General features: G+C 54.3%; 17 protein-coding genes and 1 other RNA gene. 5 read left to right on the top strand and 13 right to left on the bottom strand.

What is annotated here, in order from left to right:
* Positions 1-32: 32 nt before the first annotated feature.
* The 3 genes from hemL to guaA all read right to left on the bottom strand — a co-directional run bounded on the left by hemL (position 33) and on the right by guaA (position 4690).
* On the bottom strand, positions 33-1331 hold the full coding sequence (hemL, locus tag BM040_RS16710) for a glutamate-1-semialdehyde 2,1-aminomutase (protein WP_092103937.1): 1299 nt from the start codon (positions 1329-1331) through the stop codon (positions 33-35).
* A gap of 29 nt (positions 1332-1360) precedes the next feature.
* Positions 1361-3061, bottom strand: coding sequence for an ABC transporter substrate-binding protein (locus BM040_RS16705; protein WP_245756274.1), 1701 nt, complete (start codon positions 3059-3061; stop codon positions 1361-1363).
* A 99-nt stretch (positions 3062-3160) separates the two neighbouring features.
* Positions 3161-4690, bottom strand: a complete 1530-nt coding sequence (gene guaA, locus BM040_RS16700; RefSeq protein ID WP_092103934.1) for a glutamine-hydrolyzing GMP synthase — start codon at positions 4688-4690, stop codon at positions 3161-3163.
* A gap of 833 nt (positions 4691-5523) precedes the next feature.
* Between guaA and ffs the strand changes: the two genes are divergently transcribed.
* From ffs to BM040_RS16675, 5 genes are all read left to right on the top strand, one after another.
* An RNA gene (gene ffs / locus BM040_RS16695) (signal recognition particle sRNA small type) lies at positions 5524-5621 on the top strand.
* Between the two features lie 107 nt (positions 5622-5728).
* A complete protein-coding gene (gene fsa, locus BM040_RS16690; RefSeq protein ID WP_092103932.1) occupies positions 5729-6385 on the top strand; it encodes a fructose-6-phosphate aldolase in 657 nt (218 codons plus the stop codon).
* 83 nt (positions 6386-6468) lie between these two features.
* Positions 6469-6672, top strand: a complete 204-nt coding sequence (locus tag BM040_RS16685) for a fructose-6-phosphate aldolase (RefSeq protein ID WP_092103929.1) — start codon at positions 6469-6471, stop codon at positions 6670-6672.
* Positions 6673-6681: 9 nt separating this feature from the next.
* Positions 6682-7395, top strand: a complete 714-nt coding sequence (locus BM040_RS16680) for a cell division ATP-binding protein FtsE (RefSeq protein WP_092103926.1) — start codon at positions 6682-6684, stop codon at positions 7393-7395.
* Between the two features lie 259 nt (positions 7396-7654).
* The gene (locus BM040_RS16675; protein ID WP_092103923.1) at positions 7655-8776 is read left to right on the top strand and encodes a DegT/DnrJ/EryC1/StrS family aminotransferase; all 1122 of its coding nucleotides are present in this window, start codon (positions 7655-7657) and stop codon (positions 8774-8776) included.
* Between the two features lie 363 nt (positions 8777-9139).
* Here the strand turns inward: BM040_RS16675 and BM040_RS16670 are convergent, their stop codons facing one another.
* From BM040_RS16670 to BM040_RS16625, 10 genes are all read right to left on the bottom strand, one after another.
* A complete protein-coding gene (locus tag BM040_RS16670) occupies positions 9140-10627 on the bottom strand; it encodes a lipopolysaccharide biosynthesis protein (protein WP_092103921.1) in 1488 nt (495 codons plus the stop codon).
* Positions 10628-10695: 68 nt separating this feature from the next.
* Complete coding sequence (locus tag BM040_RS16665; protein WP_092103918.1) at positions 10696-12051, bottom strand: polysaccharide deacetylase family protein; 1356 nt, start codon at positions 12049-12051, stop codon at positions 10696-10698.
* Between the two features lie 6 nt (positions 12052-12057).
* The gene (locus tag BM040_RS16660; RefSeq protein ID WP_245756273.1) at positions 12058-13221 is read right to left on the bottom strand and encodes a hypothetical protein; all 1164 of its coding nucleotides are present in this window, start codon (positions 13219-13221) and stop codon (positions 12058-12060) included.
* 114 nt (positions 13222-13335) lie between these two features.
* Positions 13336-14379 (bottom strand): pseudaminic acid synthase, encoded by a 1044-nt coding sequence (gene pseI / locus BM040_RS16655; protein ID WP_092103914.1) that lies wholly within the window; start codon positions 14377-14379, stop codon positions 13336-13338.
* A gap of 19 nt (positions 14380-14398) precedes the next feature.
* Entirely contained in the window at positions 14399-15901 is a 1503-nt protein-coding gene (gene pseG / locus BM040_RS16650) for a UDP-2,4-diacetamido-2,4,6-trideoxy-beta-L-altropyranose hydrolase (RefSeq protein WP_245756272.1), read from the bottom strand.
* Positions 15894-16586 (bottom strand): pseudaminic acid cytidylyltransferase, encoded by a 693-nt coding sequence (pseF, locus tag BM040_RS16645; protein ID WP_092103912.1) that lies wholly within the window; start codon positions 16584-16586, stop codon positions 15894-15896. Before pseF ends, pseG begins: the two co-directional genes overlap by 8 nt.
* On the bottom strand, positions 16583-17758 hold the full coding sequence (gene pseC, locus BM040_RS16640) for a UDP-4-amino-4,6-dideoxy-N-acetyl-beta-L-altrosamine transaminase (RefSeq protein ID WP_092103910.1): 1176 nt from the start codon (positions 17756-17758) through the stop codon (positions 16583-16585). The genes pseF and pseC overlap by 4 nt, the downstream gene beginning before the upstream one ends.
* A 111-nt stretch (positions 17759-17869) precedes the next feature.
* On the bottom strand, positions 17870-18889 hold the full coding sequence (pseB, locus tag BM040_RS16635; protein WP_092103908.1) for a UDP-N-acetylglucosamine 4,6-dehydratase (inverting): 1020 nt from the start codon (positions 18887-18889) through the stop codon (positions 17870-17872).
* 142 nt (positions 18890-19031) lie between these two features.
* Positions 19032-20663 carry an AMP-binding protein gene (locus tag BM040_RS16630; protein ID WP_092103906.1) on the bottom strand — a complete coding sequence of 544 codons (1632 nt, stop codon included), beginning with the start codon at positions 20661-20663 and terminating at the stop codon, positions 19032-19034.
* Positions 20664-20936: 273 nt separating this feature from the next.
* Positions 20937-22259, bottom strand: a complete 1323-nt coding sequence (locus BM040_RS16625; RefSeq protein ID WP_092103904.1) for a glycosyltransferase family 4 protein — start codon at positions 22257-22259, stop codon at positions 20937-20939.
* Positions 22260-22347: the final 88 nt, after the last annotated feature.

Below are 22347 nucleotides of genomic sequence, written 5' to 3'. Positions count from 1 at the left end.
GTATAAAACCAGCGCATCTTACGTAGGACTTGTTACCCGTTCAGAGCTTCCTGCAGCGCCTCGAAGTTAGCCTTCACATACTGCTCGGCCAGTTCGTCCGTAATAGCCGTGGACACGAACAGCGCCTCATACTGCGACGGCGCCAGGTACACGCCTCGCTGCAGCATGCCGTTAAAGTAGCGGCCAAACAAAGCCGTATCCGAAGTCTTGGCAGACTCAAAATCGTACACCGGTTCATCGGTGAAGAAGATACTGAACATGGAGCCCACGCGGTTGATGGTGTAGTTTACGCCTAGCTTTTGCATGTTCTGCTGCATGCCCGCCACCATTTTACCGGTAACTTGCTCCAGTTGCGTGTATACTTCCGGGTGCTCTTTCAGGTAGGTAAGCATAGCCATACCTGCTGCCATGGCAATTGGGTTTCCGGACAGCGTGCCCGCCTGGTAAACCGGCCCTGCAGGTGCCACATAATCCATGATTTCCTGCTTTCCGCCGTATGCGCCCACTGGCATGCCGCCCCCGATAATTTTACCCATCGTGCTCAGGTCCGGCGTCACACCAAACAGCTGCTGGGCGCCACCAGCTGCCAATCGGAAACCGGTCATTACTTCGTCAAATATCAGCACAATCCCCTCTTTGTCGCACAGCGTACGCAGGCCCTGCAGGAAGCCTTCGGCAGGAGGAACCAAGCCCATGTTACCGGCTACCGGCTCCAGGATGATAGCGGCTACCTGCCCTTTGTTAGCATCCACTAGGGTTTGTACGGCCTCCAGGTTGTTGAAAGGTGCCGTCAGGGTATCGTTGGCGGTACCTTTGGTGACGCCGGGGCTGTCGGGCACGCCGAGTGTAATAGCGCCACTGCCTGCGGAGATAAGGAAAGAGTCGCCGTGGCCGTGGTAGCAGCCCTCAAACTTAATCATTTTGTCGCGCCCCGTAAAGCCGCGCGCCACACGAATGGCCGACATGGTTGCCTCCGTACCTGAGTTCACCATGCGCACCTTTTCTATACTTGGCATCATGCTCACGATGAGCTCAGCGATCTCCACCTCCTTGCGGGTAGGGGCGCCAAAGGAAAGCGAATTCGGGATTGCCTGCATCACCGCCTCGTTCACCACTTCTGCCGCATGGCCCAGAATCATTGGTCCCCAGGAGTTTATAAGGTCGATGTAGCGGTTGCCGTCCTCGTCGTACATGTAAGGGCCCTTGGCCGAGACCATAAAGCGTGGGTTGCCGCCCACGGCCCTGAAAGCACGGACAGGGGAGTTAACGCCGCCCGGTATACTCTTTTGCGCACGAAGGAAAAGCTCGTTGCTTATAGGTGCTTGTACCATTAGTCTAATGTTTTAAATGTTGATCTTGCTTAAAGAACCGGGTTCACCACCGTTAGTTCGAGGTTTTCGAGCTTTAGGATAGGCACATACTGGTTGTCCGGCTGTACCTGCCCGCGCTGGCTCTGGTCGGTGTAGCCCACGCCGCTGTAGAACACGCCCGGCTTCAGGCCGCTTGTGGCTAGCTGTCCGTTAAATTGCGGTCCGTACTGGTGCAGGAGCTGCCCGAAGTAAAAGAGCATCTCGTAGCCCGCGTAGGCGTAAGGCGACGGAGGCAAGTTATACCTGCGGCTATACTTTTCGAGGAAGCTTTTGTTCAGGGAGTTCTGCTTGTTCACATACTTCGGGCTGATGAAGTATACCTGCAGGTAATCAAGCTGCTGCAGGGTAATCTGGTTGATATCCAACCAGCTGTCGTAGGTTATAAGCGGCAGCTCCGGAGCCTTACTTTGCAGAAGGCTGGTGGCGTTCATGGCCGCTGTCATTTTGCCGGAGAAAACTGCCATGTGTCCTGCGCCTTGCAGGTTCAGTGAGCGGAAAGTAGTAGCCGTGGCCGCTGCCTCAGCCGGGTTGATGCGCTTGAAAACCGTTACTTTACCGCCCAGCTTCTGGAACTGCCGGCGGTAGTTGTTCGCATAGGTAGTGTCGTCTTTCGTGTTCTCGTAAAGTATAACCGCTGTTTTCGGAGAGAAATTCTGGTAGGCATACGTAGCCGCCTGGCGGGCTTGCGTGGCCACCGACGACTCGAATAAGAACACATTGCTGTTCCCGGCAGCCATCTCCAGGTCCTGCGTAAGCGGGTTGATGACGTTGATGTTATGCTGTGCCCCGAAACGCGCTGCCACCCTGGCTGTTGTTTTATAAACCGGACCAATGATCAGGTCCATGCTTTTCATCTCAGGCGTGTCCAGTACGCGTTTTACCGTAGCGGTGTCGGCGCCGGCATCATACGTATAAAGGTTGATGTGGATGCCCATCTGCTGGAGCGAATCCTGCGCCATTTGCATGCCGGCGTACATATCCGTAATAAATTGGCTCTTGCGGGCGGTGGTGGCGTAATCCTGCTTCAGCTGGAAGGGGAGGAGCACGGCCACATCCATGCCCTGGCTTTTCATCGCATCTTTGCTCAGGTAGCGCTTCGGGTCGAGTTTGAACTCCTGCACCAGGCTCTCCAGCACCCGGCGGTCTTCGGGCTTATACCAGCCACCTACCAGTTTATCAGCAAAGGTCTGGGCCACCACTCTGTCAGAACCGTAACGGCGCATGAGCTGCTCATACTTGGGACGGTCGTTCAGGCGGGTGAGGTAATAGCGTTTCAAGCCTTCTGCATCCTTTGCTAAGGGGGTGCCCTGTAGCTCCTGCAGTTTGCTTAGGGCACGCTCATATTCGTTTTGCTCAAACAGAACATTGGCCAGCAGATAGTCCGCATCCGCCATGCCTCCCCAGTTAGCGTGCTGGTTCTGCAACTGCAGTAGCATCTGGTAGGCCTCATCAGCCTTCCCGGACTTAAGAGCGGCCAACGCATATAAATAAGAAGCCTCCGCAGCGTAAGTGCCGTTTTGAGATGCAAGGGGCTTTAGCTCGGCCATGGCCTGGTCGTAGCGCTGTTGCTGCAGCAGTACTTTGCCGTTGCCATAGGTGGTGGCCGGGTCCTGGGTCTGGGCCAGCGCCGGAAGGCTCAGGGCACTCAGCAGCGCGAGGCCTGCCATCTTCTTACAGAAGCTTTTATTCATACTTTGGTTTGTTTTGAACATGCGAATGAGTGACTGCGTGAACAAAGTTGGATACTTCTTATTCACGCAATCACTCATTCAAAATTCATTCCTTTATACTTATTCCCACTCAATAGTGGCCGGTGGTTTAGAGCTGATATCGTAAACGACGCGGTTTACGCCTTTTACTTTGTTAATGATTTCGTTCGATACATCGGCCAGAAACTCATACGGCAAACGGCTCCAATCGGCGGTCATACCGTCTACGCTGGTCACAGCGCGCAGCGCCACTACGTTTTCGTACGTACGCTCATCGCCCATCACACCTACCGACTGCACCGGCGTCAGGATTGCGCCTGCCTGCCATACTTCGTCATAAAGGCCCGATTTCTTCAGGTTGCTGATGAAGATATGGTCTACCTGCTGCAGTACGTGGACTTTCTCCGGCGTGATATCACCCAGAATACGAATGGCCAATCCTGGACCCGGGAACGGATGGCGACCGATGATGATGTCGTCGATGTGCAGCGCTTTGCCTACCAAACGCACCTCATCTTTAAATAGTGTTTTCAGTGGCTCCACTACTTTCAGTTTCATGAAGTCTGGCAATCCACCCACGTTGTGGTGCGATTTGATGGTGGCAGAAGGACCTTTCACACTCACCGACTCGATTACGTCCGGGTAAATGGTGCCTTGGGCCAACCATTTCACGTCCTCAATCTGATGCGCCTCGTCGTCGAACACCTCAATAAACACGCGGCCGATGGCTTTGCGCTTCTGCTCCGGGTCGGTGAGGCCGGCAAGGGCGCTGTAGAATTTATCTTTCGCGTCCACGCCTTTCACGTTCAGGCCCATGTGCTTGTAAGAGTCCAGCACAGTTTCGAACTCGTCTTTGCGCAGCAGGCCGTTATCTACAAATATACAGTATAAATTTTTGCCGATGGCCTGGTGGATGAGCATGGCCGCCACGCTGGAGTCCACCCCGCCGGAAAGGCCAAGTACTACTTTATCGTTACCCAGTTGTGCTTTCAGCTCGGCCACGGTAGAGTCTATGAATTGCTCGGAAGTCCAGTCCTGGGCGCAGCCGCAAATGTGCACCACGAAGTTGCGGAGCAGGGCCTTGCCTTCCTCAGAGTGTGTTACCTCCGGGTGAAACTGGATGCCGTATGTCTCCTGGTCCTTGAGCTTGTAGGCAGCCACGCGCACGCTCTCGGTGCTGGCAATTACCTCAAAATTAGCAGGGATTTCCTTGATCGTATCGCCGTGCGACATCCAAACCACAGAACCCAGGGTGAGTTCTTTCAGCAGGCGGTCGTGGTTGTGTAGCTCGCTCAGGCGGGCGCGGCCATACTCACGGATGGTGGAAGGCGTCACCTCGCCACCGCGCTCGTGCGCGATCAGCTGGGCACCGTAGCAAACGCCCAGTACCGGGAACTTGCCCAGGAATTGATCCAAATTAATAGTGGGATGTTCGGCATCGCGTACCGAGCAGGGGCTGCCCGACAGAATTACGCCTTTAACTTCGTCTGTGATCTCCGGAATATGGTTATACGGATGAATCTCACAGTACACATTAAGCTCGCGAACCCTTCTGGCAATTAGCTGGGTGTATTGCGAACCAAAATCGAGGATGAGAATTTTTTCTGGCATGTGCAAAGGTAAGGTAGTTTGGGGGTATTAGGCAATTTATTTTGATGTTTACTCTATTGGGATTGATTCCAAGTGCCGGAATACCCATACTCGCAAGTTTCTCCTATCCGGCGCAGGTCTTGATATCCGGAATTGTTGAGCCATTTACCTATACTTAATACTTGGCGATTCATACTTTATTTTCGCTGGCGCGAGCTTGTAGCTCGTGACTTTTATACTTGCCGATTTATACTTTTATACTTGGTGGTTTATACTTTCCTAGCCACAGCTCCCGTCCTCTCGAACCAGGCTATCCTTACTAGCTCCTGTTCATCCTCTAGTTCCCACAAACGTCCCGTTTCATCTCCTGCTTTGGTGCCCTCCTAGGCCGGGAGGCCTCGTTTTCCCGCTCGGCGCTGGGAGCTTTTCCTGCCCTCGTGCCTCGGGCTGCCTGCGGCACCGGAAAAACTCGCATAGGCGCCTCCCGGAAAAACTGGGAATAGAATCGATAGCCGCTGCCACTGCTGTCATCTCGACCACCGGGAGAGATCTGAATAGAATTCCCGATAGATCTCTCGTGCAACTCGAGATGACAAGGAAAGGAGCAAGTATAAACTCCCTCCCCTGTTTTTAGGGGAGGGCAGGGGTGGGGTGATAATTCCCCGCCTTAGCCAAGGAGGGGCAGGGGTGGTTGGACCCGGCATTGCAATCTCACTTATCCTTTAATCCCGTAAATCCTGGTGCAGACAATTTTTAATCCTTTCACCATCAGCAGCATCCCCATTAAACTGATCTTTAATACTTATTTTTTATACTTTGAGCTTGCACTTGAAGATATTCTTCGTACTTTTGTAACGGCAAATCGGCACGGCCAGCTCCCGCTGAACTCCCCCAGGACCGGAAGGTAGCAAGGGTAGGTGGTTGAAGCGGCGCGATGTTGGTTTGCCACTTTTTTTTGCCCCTACCTCAACTTTTGCACCCCGCAAATTTCACACATTTCTTTCCGGATTCTGGATTAATACTTTAGCTTTGTAAGTATAACATATAGTATCTGGGACTATGAAATTCTTTATCGATACAGCCAACCTGGATGAAATCAAGGAGGCACATGACCTGGGCGTACTGGATGGTGTAACTACCAACCCCTCGCTGATGGCCAAAGAAGGCATTACGGGCCACGACAACATCATTGCGCACTACAAGAAAATCTGCGAAATCGTGGATGGTGACATTAGCGCCGAGGTAATTGCGACGGATTATGAAGGGATTATCCGTGAAGGAGAGTTCCTGGCCGAACTGCACCCCAACATCGTAGTGAAGGTTCCCATGATCCGCGACGGCGTAAAAGCGATCCGCTATTTCAGCGAAAAGGGCATTAAAACTAACTGTACGCTCGTTTTCTCTGCTGGCCAGGCGCTACTTGCCGCCAAAGCCGGTGCCACCTATGTGTCGCCTTTTATCGGTCGCCTGGATGATGTTTCCACGGAAGGCATGCAGCTGATTGACCAGATTGTGCACATTTACGGCAACTACGGTTACCAGACGCAGGTGCTGGCGGCTTCGGTGCGCCACGTAATCCACCTGGTGCAGTGTGCCGAGGTGGGAGCCGATGTGGTAACCTGCCCGCTGAACGTAATCACAGGTCTGCTGAAGCACCCGCTGACGGATATTGGCCTGGAGAAATTCCTGTCAGATCACGCAAAAGGTAACAAATAAGTATTGATGAGTAATGATGAATGGGTAATGCATCAAAATGCGACTCTTACACATTCATCATTATTAATTACTCATTCCATAAGATGTATATCATCAAAGTTAAGGGCAAGGCCAAAATTCCGGACTACATACAGCTCCGCGATGAGAATTTTGTGTTGATAGCCTACTTTAGAGCTGATCGTCCGCTCAAGAACCTCGACAGGTATGGTTTGGAGGGCAAAGAAGAAGCCCTGGCCGCCCTGATAGACTCGCTTGAGTTCGGTAAACTACAGAAATTAGATATTTAAAGCGTACGTATGAGTTTTTCCTCTTCGCCGGTGGTGTCGTTGCGCGACGTCACGATTTACCAGGATGTGCAGACTGTGCTGAGCAATGTGAATTTTGACGTGGAGAAAGGGGAGTTTGTGTACCTGGTGGGCCGCACAGGAAGCGGTAAAAGCTCGCTGCTGAAAACCCTTTACGCCGACCTGCCTCTGCAGACGGGAAACGCTGCCGTGGCTGAATTCCAGTTGGGCAAGCTGCGCCGCAAGCAAATCCCTTTTCTGCGCCGCAAGCTCGGCATCATTTTCCAGGATTTCCAGTTACTCTTCGACCGCACGGTGGCCGAAAACCTGGCTTTTGTGCTGAAGGCAACCGGCTGGAGCGACAAGTCGAAGCGCAAGCAGCGTATTTCGGAAGTATTAATGCGTGTGGGTTTGGATGCAGCGGCCAACAAAATGCCCCACCAGCTTTCGGGTGGGGAGCAACAGCGTGTGGTGGTGGCGCGAGCCCTGCTAAACGAGCCTGTTATACTTTTTGCCGATGAGCCTACCGGTAACCTGGATCCGGCCGTAGCCGACGGTATCATGAAGCTTTTCCAGGAAATTAACAACCACGGTACGGCTGTGCTGATGGCCACGCACAACTATGAGATCATCCAGCGCTATCCGCAGCGCGTGCTCAAGTGCGAGGACGGCCGCGTGCTGGACTCTAAGGTAGAGGAGTTCAACCTGGTAAACGGTTATCAGTAAGGCTTATACTTTAAGGATTTATACTTTGCAAAAAAGCCTCAGTCATATTAAAATATGGCTGAGGCTTTTTTGATTATAATGTGTTCGTGCTATTATACTTTGATAAATCAGGTAAAGTATAACTTTAGATAATTGCACCGTTTTTGGGGTGGAAACAAGTATAGATGCCGGTAGTGCCAGGGGGTATACTTTTCCTCTTCGATAACCTTTGCTTAAAGCCTTCCTTATATTTGTGTATCATCAGCCCTGATTCATTACGATGGAAGATATTAAAATGACCTCCACCAAAGCCCTGTATGCCAAACTGAAGCCCGAGCTTGATGCCGCTTTCAGCACGGTGATGGCAAGTATGGGAATGGAGGAGGGGCAGCAGGTGCAGGCTTTTGCAGAAAGTATAGTTAACTATTTACAGGTGCAGCACGCCACGCCTTGTGCCAACGGTGCCGATGCTCTGCAACTAGCTTTGCTATCCCTGCAATTGCCCGTCGACACGGAAGTTATACTTCCTGCTTTTGGCCACGAGGCCATCGCAGCAACAGTGGCTGCGGCAGGCTTGCAGCCGGTATTTGCAGATGTGGATGCGCAAACTTTCACACTCGACCCTGCCTCAGTAGAGCGACATATTACACCTGCTACTGGAGCGATTGTGGCAGTGCATCAATTCGGGCAGTGCGCGCCGATGCAGGAGCTGTTGGAGCTGGCCCAAAAGTATAAACGTTGGCTGGTGGAGGATGTGACGCAGGCGCTGGGGGCAGTTTATGTTGGGGAGGATGAAAAGGAGCGGAAAGCAGGCGCTATCGGTCAAGTGGGCTATACTTCCTTCTTTCCGACAAAGCCTCTGTTAGATTCCGGTGAAGGCGGCGCGGCTTTTACAAAGCAGACGGAACTGGCGGAGCGAATGCAGCAAATCTCCCAAAACGGCAGGAACGGAAGGTATACTTTCAACTCACGGCTGGACACGCTGCAGGCGGCCATGCTGGATGTGAAGCTAAAGTATACAGACGAATATAATGAGGCGCGGCAGGAGATTGCCCGTTTTTACGACAACGCTTTTGCCGAAACCGAACTGGTGCAGGCACCGCAGCGGGCTACCTACAGCTCGCAGACTTACCACCAGTATACCATCCAAGTAGCGCCTGAAGTACGTAACGGGCTGCAACAACACCTGAGCGATAACTTTATCCCAAGCGCCGTCTATTACCCGCAGCCGCTGCACCTGCTGGAAAAGTATACTTCCGGTAAGTATAAACCCGGTGACTTTCCGGTGGCGGAGCTGCTGAGCGAGAGTGTCTTGTCCTTGCCCATGCACTCGGAGCTGAAGGAGGACCAATTGGCTTATATCTGTTTGCATGTGCTAAATTATGTTAAGCAGAATAGCTGAGATTCGGAGTTTAAGAGTTAGAGAGTTTGGGAGTTGTAGAGACGCAATACGTTGCGTCTCAAGAGTTAGAAAGTTTGGAAGTTAGAAGGTTGAAAAGTTAGAGAGTTATAAAGTTGTGCTCTCGCTCGCCTCTGGCGAGTGTGTGACATTGACTGGCCTCTGGCCAATTTATATTTTATCCTCGGGTATTAGTGACGTCGAGACGCCGCCTGATAACTCTCGCTTGTCAGAGGCAAGCGAGGGAGTACAGTACACGCAAAGCAAGTGAATTTGTATAGATAGGTAGGAATGAATGAATCCTGTACATCCTTTAATCCTGAAAATCCTGATTCAGACAACTAACAACCAATAACGAGCAAGGAATTACAACTTCCAGCCGGTGATGCCGAAAATTACTTTGCGGAGCCAGGCGTTCATTTCGGGATAGATGTTCAGGTTGAGGGCCAGCCCCAGGTAAAGAGCCGTAATCAGCAGCGAGCGCACGATGATGTCGAGGAACACGTTGCCGAGGTAGGGCAGCAGGTAGGAGGCTCCCAGTGTGGCCGCCGCGATGGCCGTGATAGCCAGGGCGTGCCAGGTAAAGGGCTGGATGTGGTAGATAACCTTCACAAAGAGCAGGCGCGCCAGGTTCATGAAAACCAGCGATAACATCGAAGCAAAAGCTGCCCCCTCAATGCCGTACCGCGGAATAAAGTACCAGTTCGTCCAGATGGTGAGGCCGGCCAGCACCACGTTAAAGCCCAGGTCCCATTTATACTTATCCGAAGTGGCTAAGATGGCTCCGTTCAGGCTGGTTGCCAAGTCCACCAAGCGGGCCAACGCCAGGAACAGCACCACGTACTTGCCGCTGCGGTAACTCTCGGGCATAAAGTCGTAAAGGTTGTCGATATTGGCCCAGATACCGATAAAGAGCAGCAGCCCCACAATCAGGTTAATCATTGTCACGTGCTGGTAGAGGGTACCTATGCCTTGCATGTTGCGCTCTTTCCAGAACTCGGCCACCTGCGGGTGCGCAATTTTAAGTATGGAACGACCAGGAACAAGTATGGCGCTCGTCATAAAGAAAGCAGTGGTATAAATGCCGTTGTCGGATAGGCTGTAGGAGGAAATCATCACTTGGTCCACCGTGGTGATGATGGTTGTGGAGATGCTACCCAGCAAGGTGAAAAAGCCATAATAAAATAGCTCGCGGAGCGGCACAATGCGCATCACTGCCAGCGAGGGTTTCAGGTGCAGCTGCTTCAGCCAAATGGTATAACCCACCAGCACCAGCGCTCCCACCGAATTCACCACGATGTAGAGCAGTACGAAGGTGTGAAACTCCATCACCCCCAGGGCATACACGCTGATGAGCACTGTAGTAAGAATACGCAGCAGGAAATCCTGCACAAAGGAGGAGACAATGGTTTTATAGAGCGAGCGCAGGTACGCCGTGAACATGTTGAACAGCAGCGTGAACAGCGAAAGCGGAATTAGGTAATAATAGTAATCGAGGATGAGCGGCGAGTTCTCGATGTAATACTCGACCACCAACGGTTTGCAGAGCAGAAAAACAGCCGTGGAAAGTATAAACCCGAGCAGTGGCACCGACAGCAGCAGAAACAGGAACCCGTTGTGCTGCTTTTCCGGGTCGCGGAAGTAGGGGAAGTAGCGCACGCTCATGTTCACAAAGCCCAGGGCCGAGAACTGCGCGTACATCACTGAAATAGACAACAGCAGGCGCGTAAGGCCCACTTCAGCCTCGTCCATGAAATTGGGGAAGAGCAGCACCGTGTTCACATAGCCGATCAGGATGCCGGCATACGAAATGGTGGTGTTCCAGATTCCTTCGCGCTGTAAGGTTCTGCTCATGGGCTACACAGGGTGAACCGCAAAAATAGCAAATCCGGGGTATTTAGTTGTTGGTTGTGAGTTATTAGTTATTGGTGAGAATTAGCCTTTGCCATAGCGGCTGCTTCTGCGCAAGTATAAAACGTGGCGCCAGCCGACTTGAGGTGCTGCAGGATTTTCTCCAGCACCTCGCGCCAGCCGGGTTCCCCCTTCGGCACGGCATACTCGGTGTAGCGGGAGTAATTCTCGTTGTGCCACAGCAGCGTGAATAGGCCCTTGAACTTCTCTACCTCCTGCAGCATCGGCTGTACTTTCTCCAGCGCTTCCCGCGGGGTCAGGTGCATAAAATTCACATCGTAGAGCGTGGTATCCATCAGCAGCAGGGGGAGCTCCAAATACGTATGTGCCCTTTGGTTCTGGAAATCAAAAGGGTAGAAGGGGTGGCAGTAGGAGTTGCGGAAACCGAAGTGCTCGGAGAAGCCCAGCGTGCTGTCGTAGGCCAGGTTGCTTTGCTGCAACACCTGCGGGGTGGTTTCGGGTTGGTAGCAGAGGTAGTGGAAGCGGTTGCCCTGGGGCTGCAGCGGCAGTTTGCTCCGGTCCTGCTTCAGTTGCACCAGGTCGTTGGCCGTTCCGAAACTGCCGTGCAAAGCCACCTCATGCCCACGCTCCGAGATTTTCTGCATCAGGTGCTGGTACTTCAGCTTGGTGAGGTCGTGGTCGGCGTTGGGGTGCCCGTTGTAGCGCTGGTTGCTGGGCAGGAAAAAGAAAGTAGCCTTGGCGCCATACTTTTCAGCCGTGGCCATCACCTCAGGCAGGTTGTTCCAGGCATCTTTCCCCACGGCCTTTTGCAGCAGCACCTTTGTCAGGTCCAGCCCTTTGGCATGAAACAGCAGCTGCTTGCCCGCCACCTGCCAGGCCGAGTGCAACCGGTCCACGTCGCAGGTGAGGCAGGTGGCCAGGCTGTTGTTGCCCCAGTGGTCGTGCTGCAGCGTAAAACCATAAACCCGCTCCAGCACCTCACGCAATATCGCAAAGTAGTAGTTCACGACCGGTTTGGTGACGAAGTTATACTTTGCCTGCACGCTGGCCTTGTACGTATAGCGCTTGAAGCGGTCGCGCTCCGGACCGTAGTACTCCTGCCAGCCGCTGAGCAGGTAAAAGGTAGAAGCGATGATATCGTAGTTTATACTTGCCGAGCCGTCCGGGTGGTAGGTGATGAGTTCCGCCTGGTCGTCTTCCTCAAAAAAGAAAGGCAGTTTCTCCCCATGCCATTCCTTCCAGACAAACTGCTGCGGACGCGGGCGCTTTTTCTCAAAGAAGCTGCCGCTATACTTTTTGATGGTGATTTTGGCATCACCGCCCGAGCCATAGTTAAATGATAAGCTTTTTGCCTTGGGGTAGAGGAGGTGGAAGTGCTGTAAAGTATAATCGTAGATGTATTGCATATGGTATTAAAGCAGGAACTCCTGGATGTGCCTCAGCGCCAATTCTGCGCTACGGCCATCAAATGGGGTACCTACGGTTGCGTTAAAGTAGCTTGCTCTACTGTAAACGTTGGGTTTGTGCTCTATATTCTCTCGGAGTACAAATATTAATTCTTCCGGTCCCGCCACAGTATCAATCAAACCGTGTTGTACAAAACCGTAATAGTCCTCCAACTTATGCTTCGGGTTGAAGTCGTAGAAGATGGACCAGACGTTGAGCAGCACCGCCTCGAGGTGAATACCAGAGTTGCCACTAAGCTGCACATCCACCTGGCGCAGGTAATCAAAGGTAGGCACCGAGCGGCTGTCGGAGAGGCTGATTTGGGGGCTTATACGTTGGAGCTTGCCAAAGTTTCGAGTGTCGCGCGGGTGGGGGCGGAGTATAACCTTGAGTGTAGGTAGTTCTCCAGTGAGTAGGGTTAGCAATTTTTCTACTTCTCCCAGGTCATCCATCAGGTTGCAGCCGATGCCGATGGTTTGAATGGCCTCGCTTGTGTTCCGGAAGGGCACATAGGCGTCGGCTTTAGGCATGCCAATCAGTTCCACATTCCCTTCCACAGGACCGCATTGTTTATACTTGTCCAGCGCATCCTGCCCCTCCAGCAGGTTCAGGTCATAAGCCAGCGGCGGGAACATGGGGCTGACGCTGGCGTGCTGGATGTATACCGTTTTGATGCCCATTCTTTTTGCCGCTAAGAGTAAGGCGCGGGCATCGGCGTTGTGGTCGTTGGCAAAGACAATGGCCTGGGGTTTATACTTCTGTAGCTTGCGCAAGTATACTTCGTAAAAGCCCACGGCATCAAACAGCACATCGAAAAAACGAACCGTACTCGCTTTTTTATACTTTAAAAATTGAAGGAGCAGCGGCAACAACTTATAGTAGTACAGCAGCTTGCGTCGCAGCGAAAGGCGCTCTACCGCTGTGTTATACTTGCCAATCTGCTTGCGCTGTCCTGCCACAAACATAGCATCGGGCAGGGCTTCTTCTATAAACTTGAGGCTGTCGTAATTATTCTGGCTCACCACATACAGCCATACCTTGCCGCGCAGTTTCTCCGGCCGCTCTACCGACTCAAACAGGTTGCCCAAGAGGCGCACCACCGTATAACCGGCCATTTTTAGCAGGCGCATCAATGGGTTTTGGGGGGATACGGCACTCCTGGCACTTTCCGGGAGGCGTAGAAAAGCCTCTGAAAAGTGCAGATACAGGATGTCGCTATAGAGGGTGAACCACTTGCGCATGAGCTATACCAGGTCCCAGTTGAGCGGTGTGCCGGCCTTGATGTCCTGCTTGGCCACTTTGCCCAGCAGCGTGTCGTAGTGCTTGGGGGCCAGGCCCAGCCCCGGACGAATAACGCGGATGTTCTTCTTGGTCAGCGGTTCTCCGGCTTTGATATCTTTGGCCGCGTACACCGAGCGCTTGAACAGGCGGCTCTTCTCCTCGGCCCGCTGCACTCCGTACTGCACCTGCCCCAGCGCCAGCCAGGCTCTTTCCGATTCCACCACCAGCGTGTGCAGCTCTTCGGGCTCGAGCGAGAAGGCCGAGTCCACCCCGCCATCGGCACGGCGCAGCGTGAAGTGCTTCTCAATCACAGTCGCCCCCAGGGCCACGGCAGCCACCGCGGCGCCCACGCCCATGGTGTGGTCCGAGAGGCCCACCTGCACCCCATAAAGCGCGCGCAGGTGCGGGATGGTCACCAGGTTGGTGTTCTGTGGCGTGGCCGGGTAGGTGGAGGTGCACTTCAGTAGGATAAGCTCGCGGCAGCCTGCCGCCCGCAGCACCTCGACGCCCTCGGCCACCTCCAGTACTGTGGCCGCGCCCGTGCTCATAATCACCGGCTTGCCAGTGGCGGCCACCCGGCGCAGGAGCGGATGGTCGGTATTCTCAAAGGAGGCTATCTTGTAAACCGGTGCCCCGAGCTCCTCTAAAAAGTCCACGGCCGTCTCGTCGAAGGGGGAGGAGAAGGCGAGCATGCCGCGTTCTTTTGCCCTTTCAAAAATAGGCTTATGCCACTCCCAGGGGGTATAGGCTTCCTTGTAAAGGTCGTAGAGCTCGCGGCCCTTCCACAGCGAGCCCTCATCCTCAATCGTAAGCGCGCCAGGCAGGGTCATCGTGTCGGCCGTGTAGGTCTGCAGCTTGATGGCGTCGGCGCCCGCGTCGGCGGCGGCATCCACGATGGCCAAGGCTCGCTCGAGCGATTGGTTGTGGTTGCCCGACATCTCGGCGATGATGAAGGGCTTGTGGGTAGGGCCAACCAAGCGGCCGGCAATGTTGATATCTTGAATCATGTTGCTTTCTGTCTTGTGTTTATACTTTGCCTGTTTCCAGCACGAAGCGGTACGCCTCCGGGTGCTCCGGGTCAGGCGCTACGTAGGCGAAGCCCGCTTTCTCAAAGGCCCTTACGGAGGCGATATTGTCCCGCTGCACCAGCCCCTCCACCAGCGCGACTTCCGGGTGCTCGCGCTTTAGCTTCTCCACGCCTTTCAGCAGCACCGTGTGCCCGAGGCCCTTGCCGCGGTAGTTCTTGTCAATCAGGTAACTGAGGGTGGCCGTGCTGCCCGAGATGCTGAAGCGAATCTGGGCAGCTGGCACGCCTTGGACCTCTGCTACATAAATAGGAGTGTTATTGTCTGCAAGCCTGGCTCTAAACCAAGCCTGGTGGTTGGCCAGCGGTATGGGTCCGGGGTTAAACGACTGCCGCCGCACCTCGGGGGCGTTGTTCCAGTGGTAGATAAGCAGCAGGTCGTCCTCGGTCGCTTGCCGGAGGGTGAGGCTGGCTGAGCGGCTGAGCCTATGAAACTCCCCAAGCAACCGCTCCGGGCTCTTGCCGTCGAAGTAGCGGCGCTGCTCCTGCACCTGTTGTGTAAAAGTCTCCTCTATACTTACCGGGTTTATACTTTTCAGTAGTTTATACTTTTGAGCGACGCCCGATGAGGTCAGGAAGCTGTAGAGCCCCGCTTGGTTATCGGCCGTCTGCAGCACGTAGAGCAGGCCACCCACGGCAGCGTATTCGTAGGCCACGCCGCTAGCCGAGGTCACAGCCACCGCGCAGCGCTGCATCAGGCGGCACATTTCGTCAGCGTCCAGGTTTTGGTGCAGGGTGATGCTTTCCAGGTCCCTGAGCCACGTTTGCAGCTCCTCCAGGTGCCTATAAGCGCCGCCCACCACTACTTCGATAGTATGTATACTTTTATACTTGCTCAGCTCCCTTGCCAGTCGCAAGGTATGGTTGTCCGGGTCGGCCCCGCCCAGGCTCAGCAGCAGGCGCAGCGGCCCCTCCGGCACTTCTCTTTCATTCCTGGAGGCCTCCAGGAAAGGCGGGCGCAGCAGCGCGTAAGCTGGGCCCAGCAGGAGCCGGGTGTAGGGAGCGGTTTTATACTTCTCTTTTTCTACGCCGCCTGCAACGTTGAGCACCGCGTCGGCCACAAAAGGATAGGCCTGGATGTCGTCGAGGCACACCAGGGCGCAGCCGTGGTTTTTGATGACCTGCTGGTAGGCCGTATCAAAGCGATAGCCGTCGAGTACCACCACGTCCGTCGGGCGCAGCACCTGCTCACATAAGTATAACGCTTCCTGCGCGCTTACCTCTTGTTCCTGTAGCACAATGACCTCCGTACACACCTCACGCAGCTGTCGCGCCAGCCCTTCCTCCGGGGCTTGTATAGCAAACACGCAGCGAGACTCGCCGGAGAGCATCTGCGCCAGGGCCAGCGAGCGCACCACGTGCCCCAGCCCGATGCGGCTGTTGCCGTCGGCGCGGAAAACCACGCGTGGCCTCTCGGGTGCTATGGCAGTGCTTTGCTCAGTCAATGTTGTGCAGCAGTTTATACTTGAGTTCGGCCAGCTTCCAGTCCGTTACCGAGTCGATGTCCTGGGCCTCGAGCTCGGAGAGTTCGATGACGCCGGAGTTGCCGGTGAAGAGTTTTTTATCCTCCAGAAATGTATCTACCCTGAACCAGTAGAACTGCCCGGCGTCGTGGAAGGCGGCGGGCAGGTCCTGCGAGCGACTATTCAGGTGCTCGGGCCAGTTCATCGCGGCCTTGCCCTGCTCTACCTTCAGGCTGCGCCAGATGGGGTAGCTATACTGTAAGACCGGGAACACCGTATCAAAATCTCCCTCTTGGAGCTTTTTGTAGCTTTCCTGCAGCAACTTTGCGGTCACAAAGGGGGCAGTGGGGTAGAGGCAGCAGGCCGCCTCGAAGGATTTCCCCTGCGCTTTATACTTTAACAGTACCTCCTCCAGCACCTGCGCGGTGGTGGCAAAGTCATCCGACGCCCCAGTACTTCTCAGAAACGGCACGTTGGCACCGTACTCTTGGGCTACATGAGCAATCTCCTCGTCATCGGTGGAGACCATCACCTCGGCAAACAGACCTGAGGCGAGCGCAGCCTCAATGGAGTAGGCGATGATAGGCTTGCCCAGGAAAGGGCGGATGTTCTTTCTGGGGATGCGCTTGCTGCCTCCGCGGGCGGGTATAATGGCCAGGCTTTTCACTGCTGCACAAACTCCTTCACCTTCTTAATCACGAACGCCTGCTCTGTCTCGGTCAGCGTCGGGTACATGGGCAGGCTCAGGCACTCAGCGTAGTAGTGCTCGGCCGCCGGGAAGTCACCCTTCTTATACCCCAGGCTGCGGTAGTAGGGCATCGTGTGGGCCGGAATGTAGTGCACCTGGGCAAAGATGTGGTGCTCGCGCAGGTAGTCGTAGAGCCCCTTGCGTTCGGGCACGCGGATGACGTAGAGGTGGTAGGCGTGGCCGGTCTTCTCGCCGTGCAAGGCTTCTGGAGTAGTGGTCAGCGTCTGAATGCCTGCCACGCCGGCGAAGGCCTCGTCATACACGTTGGCGATAGCTCTCCTTCGCTCCAGGCCCTCCTCGGCACGGCTCAACTGCGAGAGGCCCAGGGCGCAGAGCATGTCGGGGATTCTATAGTTGTAGCCCAGCTCCTGCATCTCCATGTACCAGCCGCCGTGATTCTTCTCCATCAGCGCCGGGTCGCGCGTAATGCCGTGGGTGCGGTAGAGCAGCAGCTTCTGGTAGAGCTCCTCGCTGTTGGTAGTCACCATGCCGCCTTCGCCTGTGGCAATGTGCTTAACAGGGTGGAAGGAGAAGATGGCCAGGTCAGCATAGTTGCCGTTGCCGCAGTGCTGTTTCTCCCCTTGGCTGTCAATAAAATAGCCGCCCGGAGAGTGGGCCGCGTCCTCCACCAGCCACAGGCCGTGTTCATCGGCCAGTTGGCGGAAGGGCTCCAGGTTTACCGGGTTGCCCGCGAAGTCTACGGGGATGATGCCCGAGTAGTATCCCTTGGGCTTGCTCTCTATCAGCTCACGCACCTTCTCCACGTCCAAAAGGGCCGTGTCGGGGTCGATGTCGCTGAACTCAACTTGGCCGCCGCAGTAGCGCACGCCGTTGGCCGAGGCCACGAAGGTGATGGGCGTGGTGATAACTCTTGACTCCTGGCTAACGCCTAGGGCAAGCGAGCACAGGTGCAGCGCGGCCGTGCCGTTGGCACAGGCCACGGCGTACCTGGCGCCCACATAGCGGGCGAAGGCCTGCTCAAATTCGGCCACCTTCGGCCCCTGCGTCAGAAAGTCCGATTGCAATGTCTCCACCACCGCGGCGATATCTGCTTCGGTGATGTGTTGGCGGCCGTACGGAATAGGATTCATACTAAATTTCCCAATGAGTAATTAATAATGATTAGTTGAGTTTGGTGTGAAGGAACAGTTAGCTCTGGTTTTAAGCGTACCAGACAGTAATCATTCATTCATCATTACTCATTATACATTAAACGCCGGGTCTACGTGCTGGCGGATTTGCTCCCGTAGTTGTTCTACGGTCAGCCAGTCGGTGTTGGTACCGGAGTTATACTTAAAGCCCATCTCTACCATCCTGCCGTTGTGGGCCTTGAGAAACTCCTCCACGCTCCAGATGGGGGTGGAGGGAAGTATGATGTAGTATTTGTCAAGCTCCACGGTATTGAGGGAATCGGTCTCGGTGATCATCTCCTCGTGCAATTTCTCGCCCGGACGGATGCCCACGATTTCCTGCTCACAGTTTGGCCCAATGGCCTCGGCGACATCGGTGATGCGGTAGGAAGGAATTTTGGGTACGAAGATCTCGCCGCCCCAATGGTGCTCCAGCGCATGAAAAACCAGCTCCACACCCTCCTCCAGGGAGATGTTAAAGCGGGTCATGTCAGGGTGAGTAATAGGAAGCACGCCGTCAGCGCGTTTTTTCAGGAAGAAAGGCACCACCGAGCCTCTGGAACCAATCACGTTGCCGTAGCGCACCACCGAGAAGCGAATGTCGCGTTTGCCACGCATGTTATTGGCCGCCACAAAGAGTTTGTCGGAGCACAGCTTGGTGGCACCGTACAGGTTGATGGGGGCGGCCGCCTTATCCGTAGAGAGGGCCACTACATCCTTTACGCCACAATCCAGGGCGGCATTAATCACGTTCTCGGCACCAAGTACATTCGTTTTGATGCACTCCATCGGGTTATACTCCGCAGCTGGTACCTGCTTTAGAGCAGCGGCGTGAACAATGATGTCAATCCCCTCGCAGGCACGCTTGAACCGCTCGCCGTCGCGCACATCGCCAATAAAGTACCGGATAGAGTTATACTTACTGTGCGGGAACACCTGGGACATTTCGAACTGCTTGAGTTCGTCGCGGGAGTAGATAACTACCCGCCGCACGTTGGGGAAGCGGGCGTATACCATCTCCACAAACTTCTTCCCGAACGAGCCCGTGCCGCCCGTAATAAGTATAGCCTTGTTGTTAAGGTCTAGTGCCATGCTATTTTCTCTCTTTATACTTTGGGCATAAAATGGTCACCCAATCATGCTGCAAGATACTTATTTTAGCAAAAGCATGCTTGGGGAAGTATGGCTGCACATAAAAAGAAAGGCGGCCTAAAATAGCCGCCTTAAAAGAATTTTATACTTGCTGCATGACTTCTGCCAGGTTCAGTTCCCGGGTGGATATCTCCCGCATTTCCATCTTTCTGATCTTTCCGGTCACGGTCATTGGGAACTCCTCCACAAACTTCCAGTACCGGGGGATTTTGACTGTCGAGATTTTCCCCTTGCAGTAGGCGGTTAGCTCTTCCGGTGAGGTGGTGGCACCTTCTTTCAGCTTTACCCAGGCCATAACCTGCTCGCCATACTTGGCGTCCGGCACCCCGATGACCTGCACGTCCACCACATCCTTTTGCGTCATCAGAAACTCCTCCACCTCGCGTGGGGCAATGTTCTCACCACCCCGGATAATCAGGTCTTTGATGCGGCCCACGATCTTCACATAGCCCTCTTCATCCATTTCAGCCAGGTCGCCGGTGTGCATCCAGCCGTTTTGCAGCACTTTGGCAGTAGCCTCGGGCATGTCCCAGTATCCGAGCATCACGGAGTAGCCGCGGGTGCAGAGTTCGCCCTGCTCGCCGCGGGGAACAACCTGCCCGGTTTCCGGGTCCACTATCTTCACTTCCAGGTGCGGGTGCACGGTGCCCACCGTCGAAACGCGCTTGTAGAGCGGGGCATCCGGGCGGCTTTGGATGGAGACAGGGCTGGTCTCGGTCATGCCATAGCACACAGTCACTTCCTGCATGTTCATCAGCTGCTGCACTTTTTTCATCGTGTCGATGGGGCAGTTGGAGCCAGCCATGACGCCGGTGCGCAGCGAGGAGAAATCATACTTATGAAAATTGGGGTGACCCAGCTCAGCGATAAACATGGTAGGCACGCCGTAAAGCGAGGTGCATTTCTCGTCCTGCACCACCTGCATCACCTGTTCCGGGTCGAAAGAGGCGGCTGTGATGACCATGGTGGCGCCGTGCGTGATGCAAGCCATGTTGCCAATCACCATCCCAAAGCAGTGGTAAAATGGTACCGGAATGCATACGCGGTCCTGCTCGGTATACTTCAGAATTTCCCCGATAAAAAAACCGTTGTTGAGGATGTTGTGGTGCGAGAGAGTGGCTCCTTTGGGGAAACCGGTAGTGCCGGAAGTATACTGTATGTTAATCGGGTCGTCAAAGGTCAGCGACTGTTCCCGTGCCTCCAACTCCTGGGTATTTATACTTTTGCCAGCCTCCAGAAAAGCCTCCCAGTCGCGGTCAAAAATTACGGTTTGCTTCGGATACTCGCAGGTGGGGCGTATGGCTTCCAGCATCTCCACATAGTTGGTCTGCCTGAAGTTGGGAGCCGTTATCAAAAGGTTCACCCGGCTCTGGCGCAGCGCATACTGCAGGTCGTTGGTTTTATAGCCGGGGTTAATCGTGACAAGTATAGCACCTACGCGTGCGGTGGCAAACTGCACCAGCACCCACTCGTAGCGGTTGGCTGACCAGATGCCCACCCGATCGCCACGTTTGATGTTGTAGGCAAGCAACGCTTTGGCCACCTGCTCTACCTGCTCCCAGAACTCTTGGTAAGTGGCGCGGTAATTCTGCTCCACCATCACGAGCGCCTCGCGGTCTCCGTACTTTTTAACTGTTCTTTTCAGGCTTTGGCCGATGGTTTCGCCGAGCAAAGGAGTGGTGCTGGCGCCATGGCTGTAAGAAGGGGTATTCATATTTATTTGCGGTAATAAAAAGACACGCAAAATTCGGGCTTTAAGGCAGCTTGGGGTAAGTATAAAGGTAAGCTGCTACAATTTCTAAAGGAGAAAAAGCAAGTATAAGAGGCTAGTATAAAATGAGCAGAAAGACTATTTTACAGGAGTTTATACTTTAAATAAAAACAGGTATAACTACGATTTCTAACCCGGAAGGCAGCAGGTGCGAGTGAGCAGAAGTTGGAATTCCCCGGCAGAACGACTTCGCCGGAGAAGGAATTATACTTTAAATTACTTCAGCAGCTTTTCGATGATCCTGGCCAGTTCCCCGGTCAGGGACTCGCGGGAGAAACGGGAGTGGTTGATGTAGGGCAGGTCCAGGTTGGGGTTTATTTTCCAGGCGCGGCTGAGCTGCGTCATGTGGTCAAGCATCAGGTCGTAGGCGGTGTAGTGGAACAGGCGTCCTGCCCCGCACTCGTCGATGATATGGTCCATGTCAGAATGTACCGGCCCGAGGGCAATGATATGCTTGTTAGAAGCCAGGTACTCAAATAGCTTGCCCGGCACATTGGCGTATACATTCTCTACATCGGCTATGGCCAGGAACAGTACCGTGCTCTCCATCATATACTTTATGGCCTCCTGGTGTGGCACGTAGGGTATAAACTCCGTGATGCCCAGCACACCGGCCTTCTCGATGCGCTTTTTCATCCCCTCCGACACCTTGCCCACAAAGCGCAGCTTATAGTTTATCTCGTTGTGCACCGAAAGCAGGTGGGCCAGCACCTTCAGGAACACATCGATGTTATACTGTTCGGTGATGGTGCCGGTATAGGTTATCAGAAACTCGTCCTTGGGTGGGTTGCTGGGACAGGTGAAGTCGGCCCCGTCATACCCGTTAGAGATAACGTGCAGCTTGCGGGCGTCTATACTTGCCGGTTTGTTCAGGAAGAGGCGCTTGGTGTCCTCGCTTGTCACAATCACGGCGTCTGCCTGCTCCAGCACCTGGCGCTCATACTTCTGGTCGAGGCGTTTGGCAAGGGGCGTGTGCAGCAGCTGGTCGTAGTAATGGATGTTGGTCCAGGGGTCGCGCAGGTCGGCTACCCAGGGCAGGTTATACTTTTGCTTCAGCTTCAGGCCAATCAGCTGCGTGGAGTGCGGCGGGCTGGTCGTGACAATGGCTTTATACTTGCCGCTCTGCAACAATTCCTCCGCCTTGCGTATAGCATGCTTGTTCCAGCCCACGCGGGCATCTGGTATGAACAGGTTGCCGCGCACGAACTTGAAGATCTTGTCTACGAGAGTGTCCTTGGCCTGCTGGTTGGCAAAGCCGCTGTAGGGAATCTCTTTCTTGCCGGACAGCTTTTTATAGTACTCGAAAGGCTCAGAGGTGGCCGTGCGGTATACCAGCAGCTCCGCGGGAACTTCCTGGGCAAAGGATTCGTCCAGAAGGGGGTAGGAGGCCTGTTTCTCGTCTACCGTCAGCACGGTAGGCCGCACGCCGAACTGGGGCAGGTACTTACAAAACTTAAGCCCACGCTGCACGCCCGGCCCTCCGGATGGCGGCCAGTAGTAGGAGATGTAAAGTATGTCTGTCAGTTCAGTTTCTTTCAAAGCGATCGGCAATAGGCATTAGCTTTCAAATATAGTGAATAAATGTTTCACAAAAGGCTTTACGCAGCAATGTATCGGCTGTTGTGGC

The organism is Pontibacter chinhatensis (genome assembly GCF_900113285.1).
Lineage (GTDB): Bacteria > Bacteroidota > Bacteroidia > Cytophagales > Hymenobacteraceae > Pontibacter > Pontibacter chinhatensis.
The sequence above is the reverse complement of the archived record's forward strand: the minus strand, read 5'-3'. Positions and strand labels throughout refer to the sequence as shown.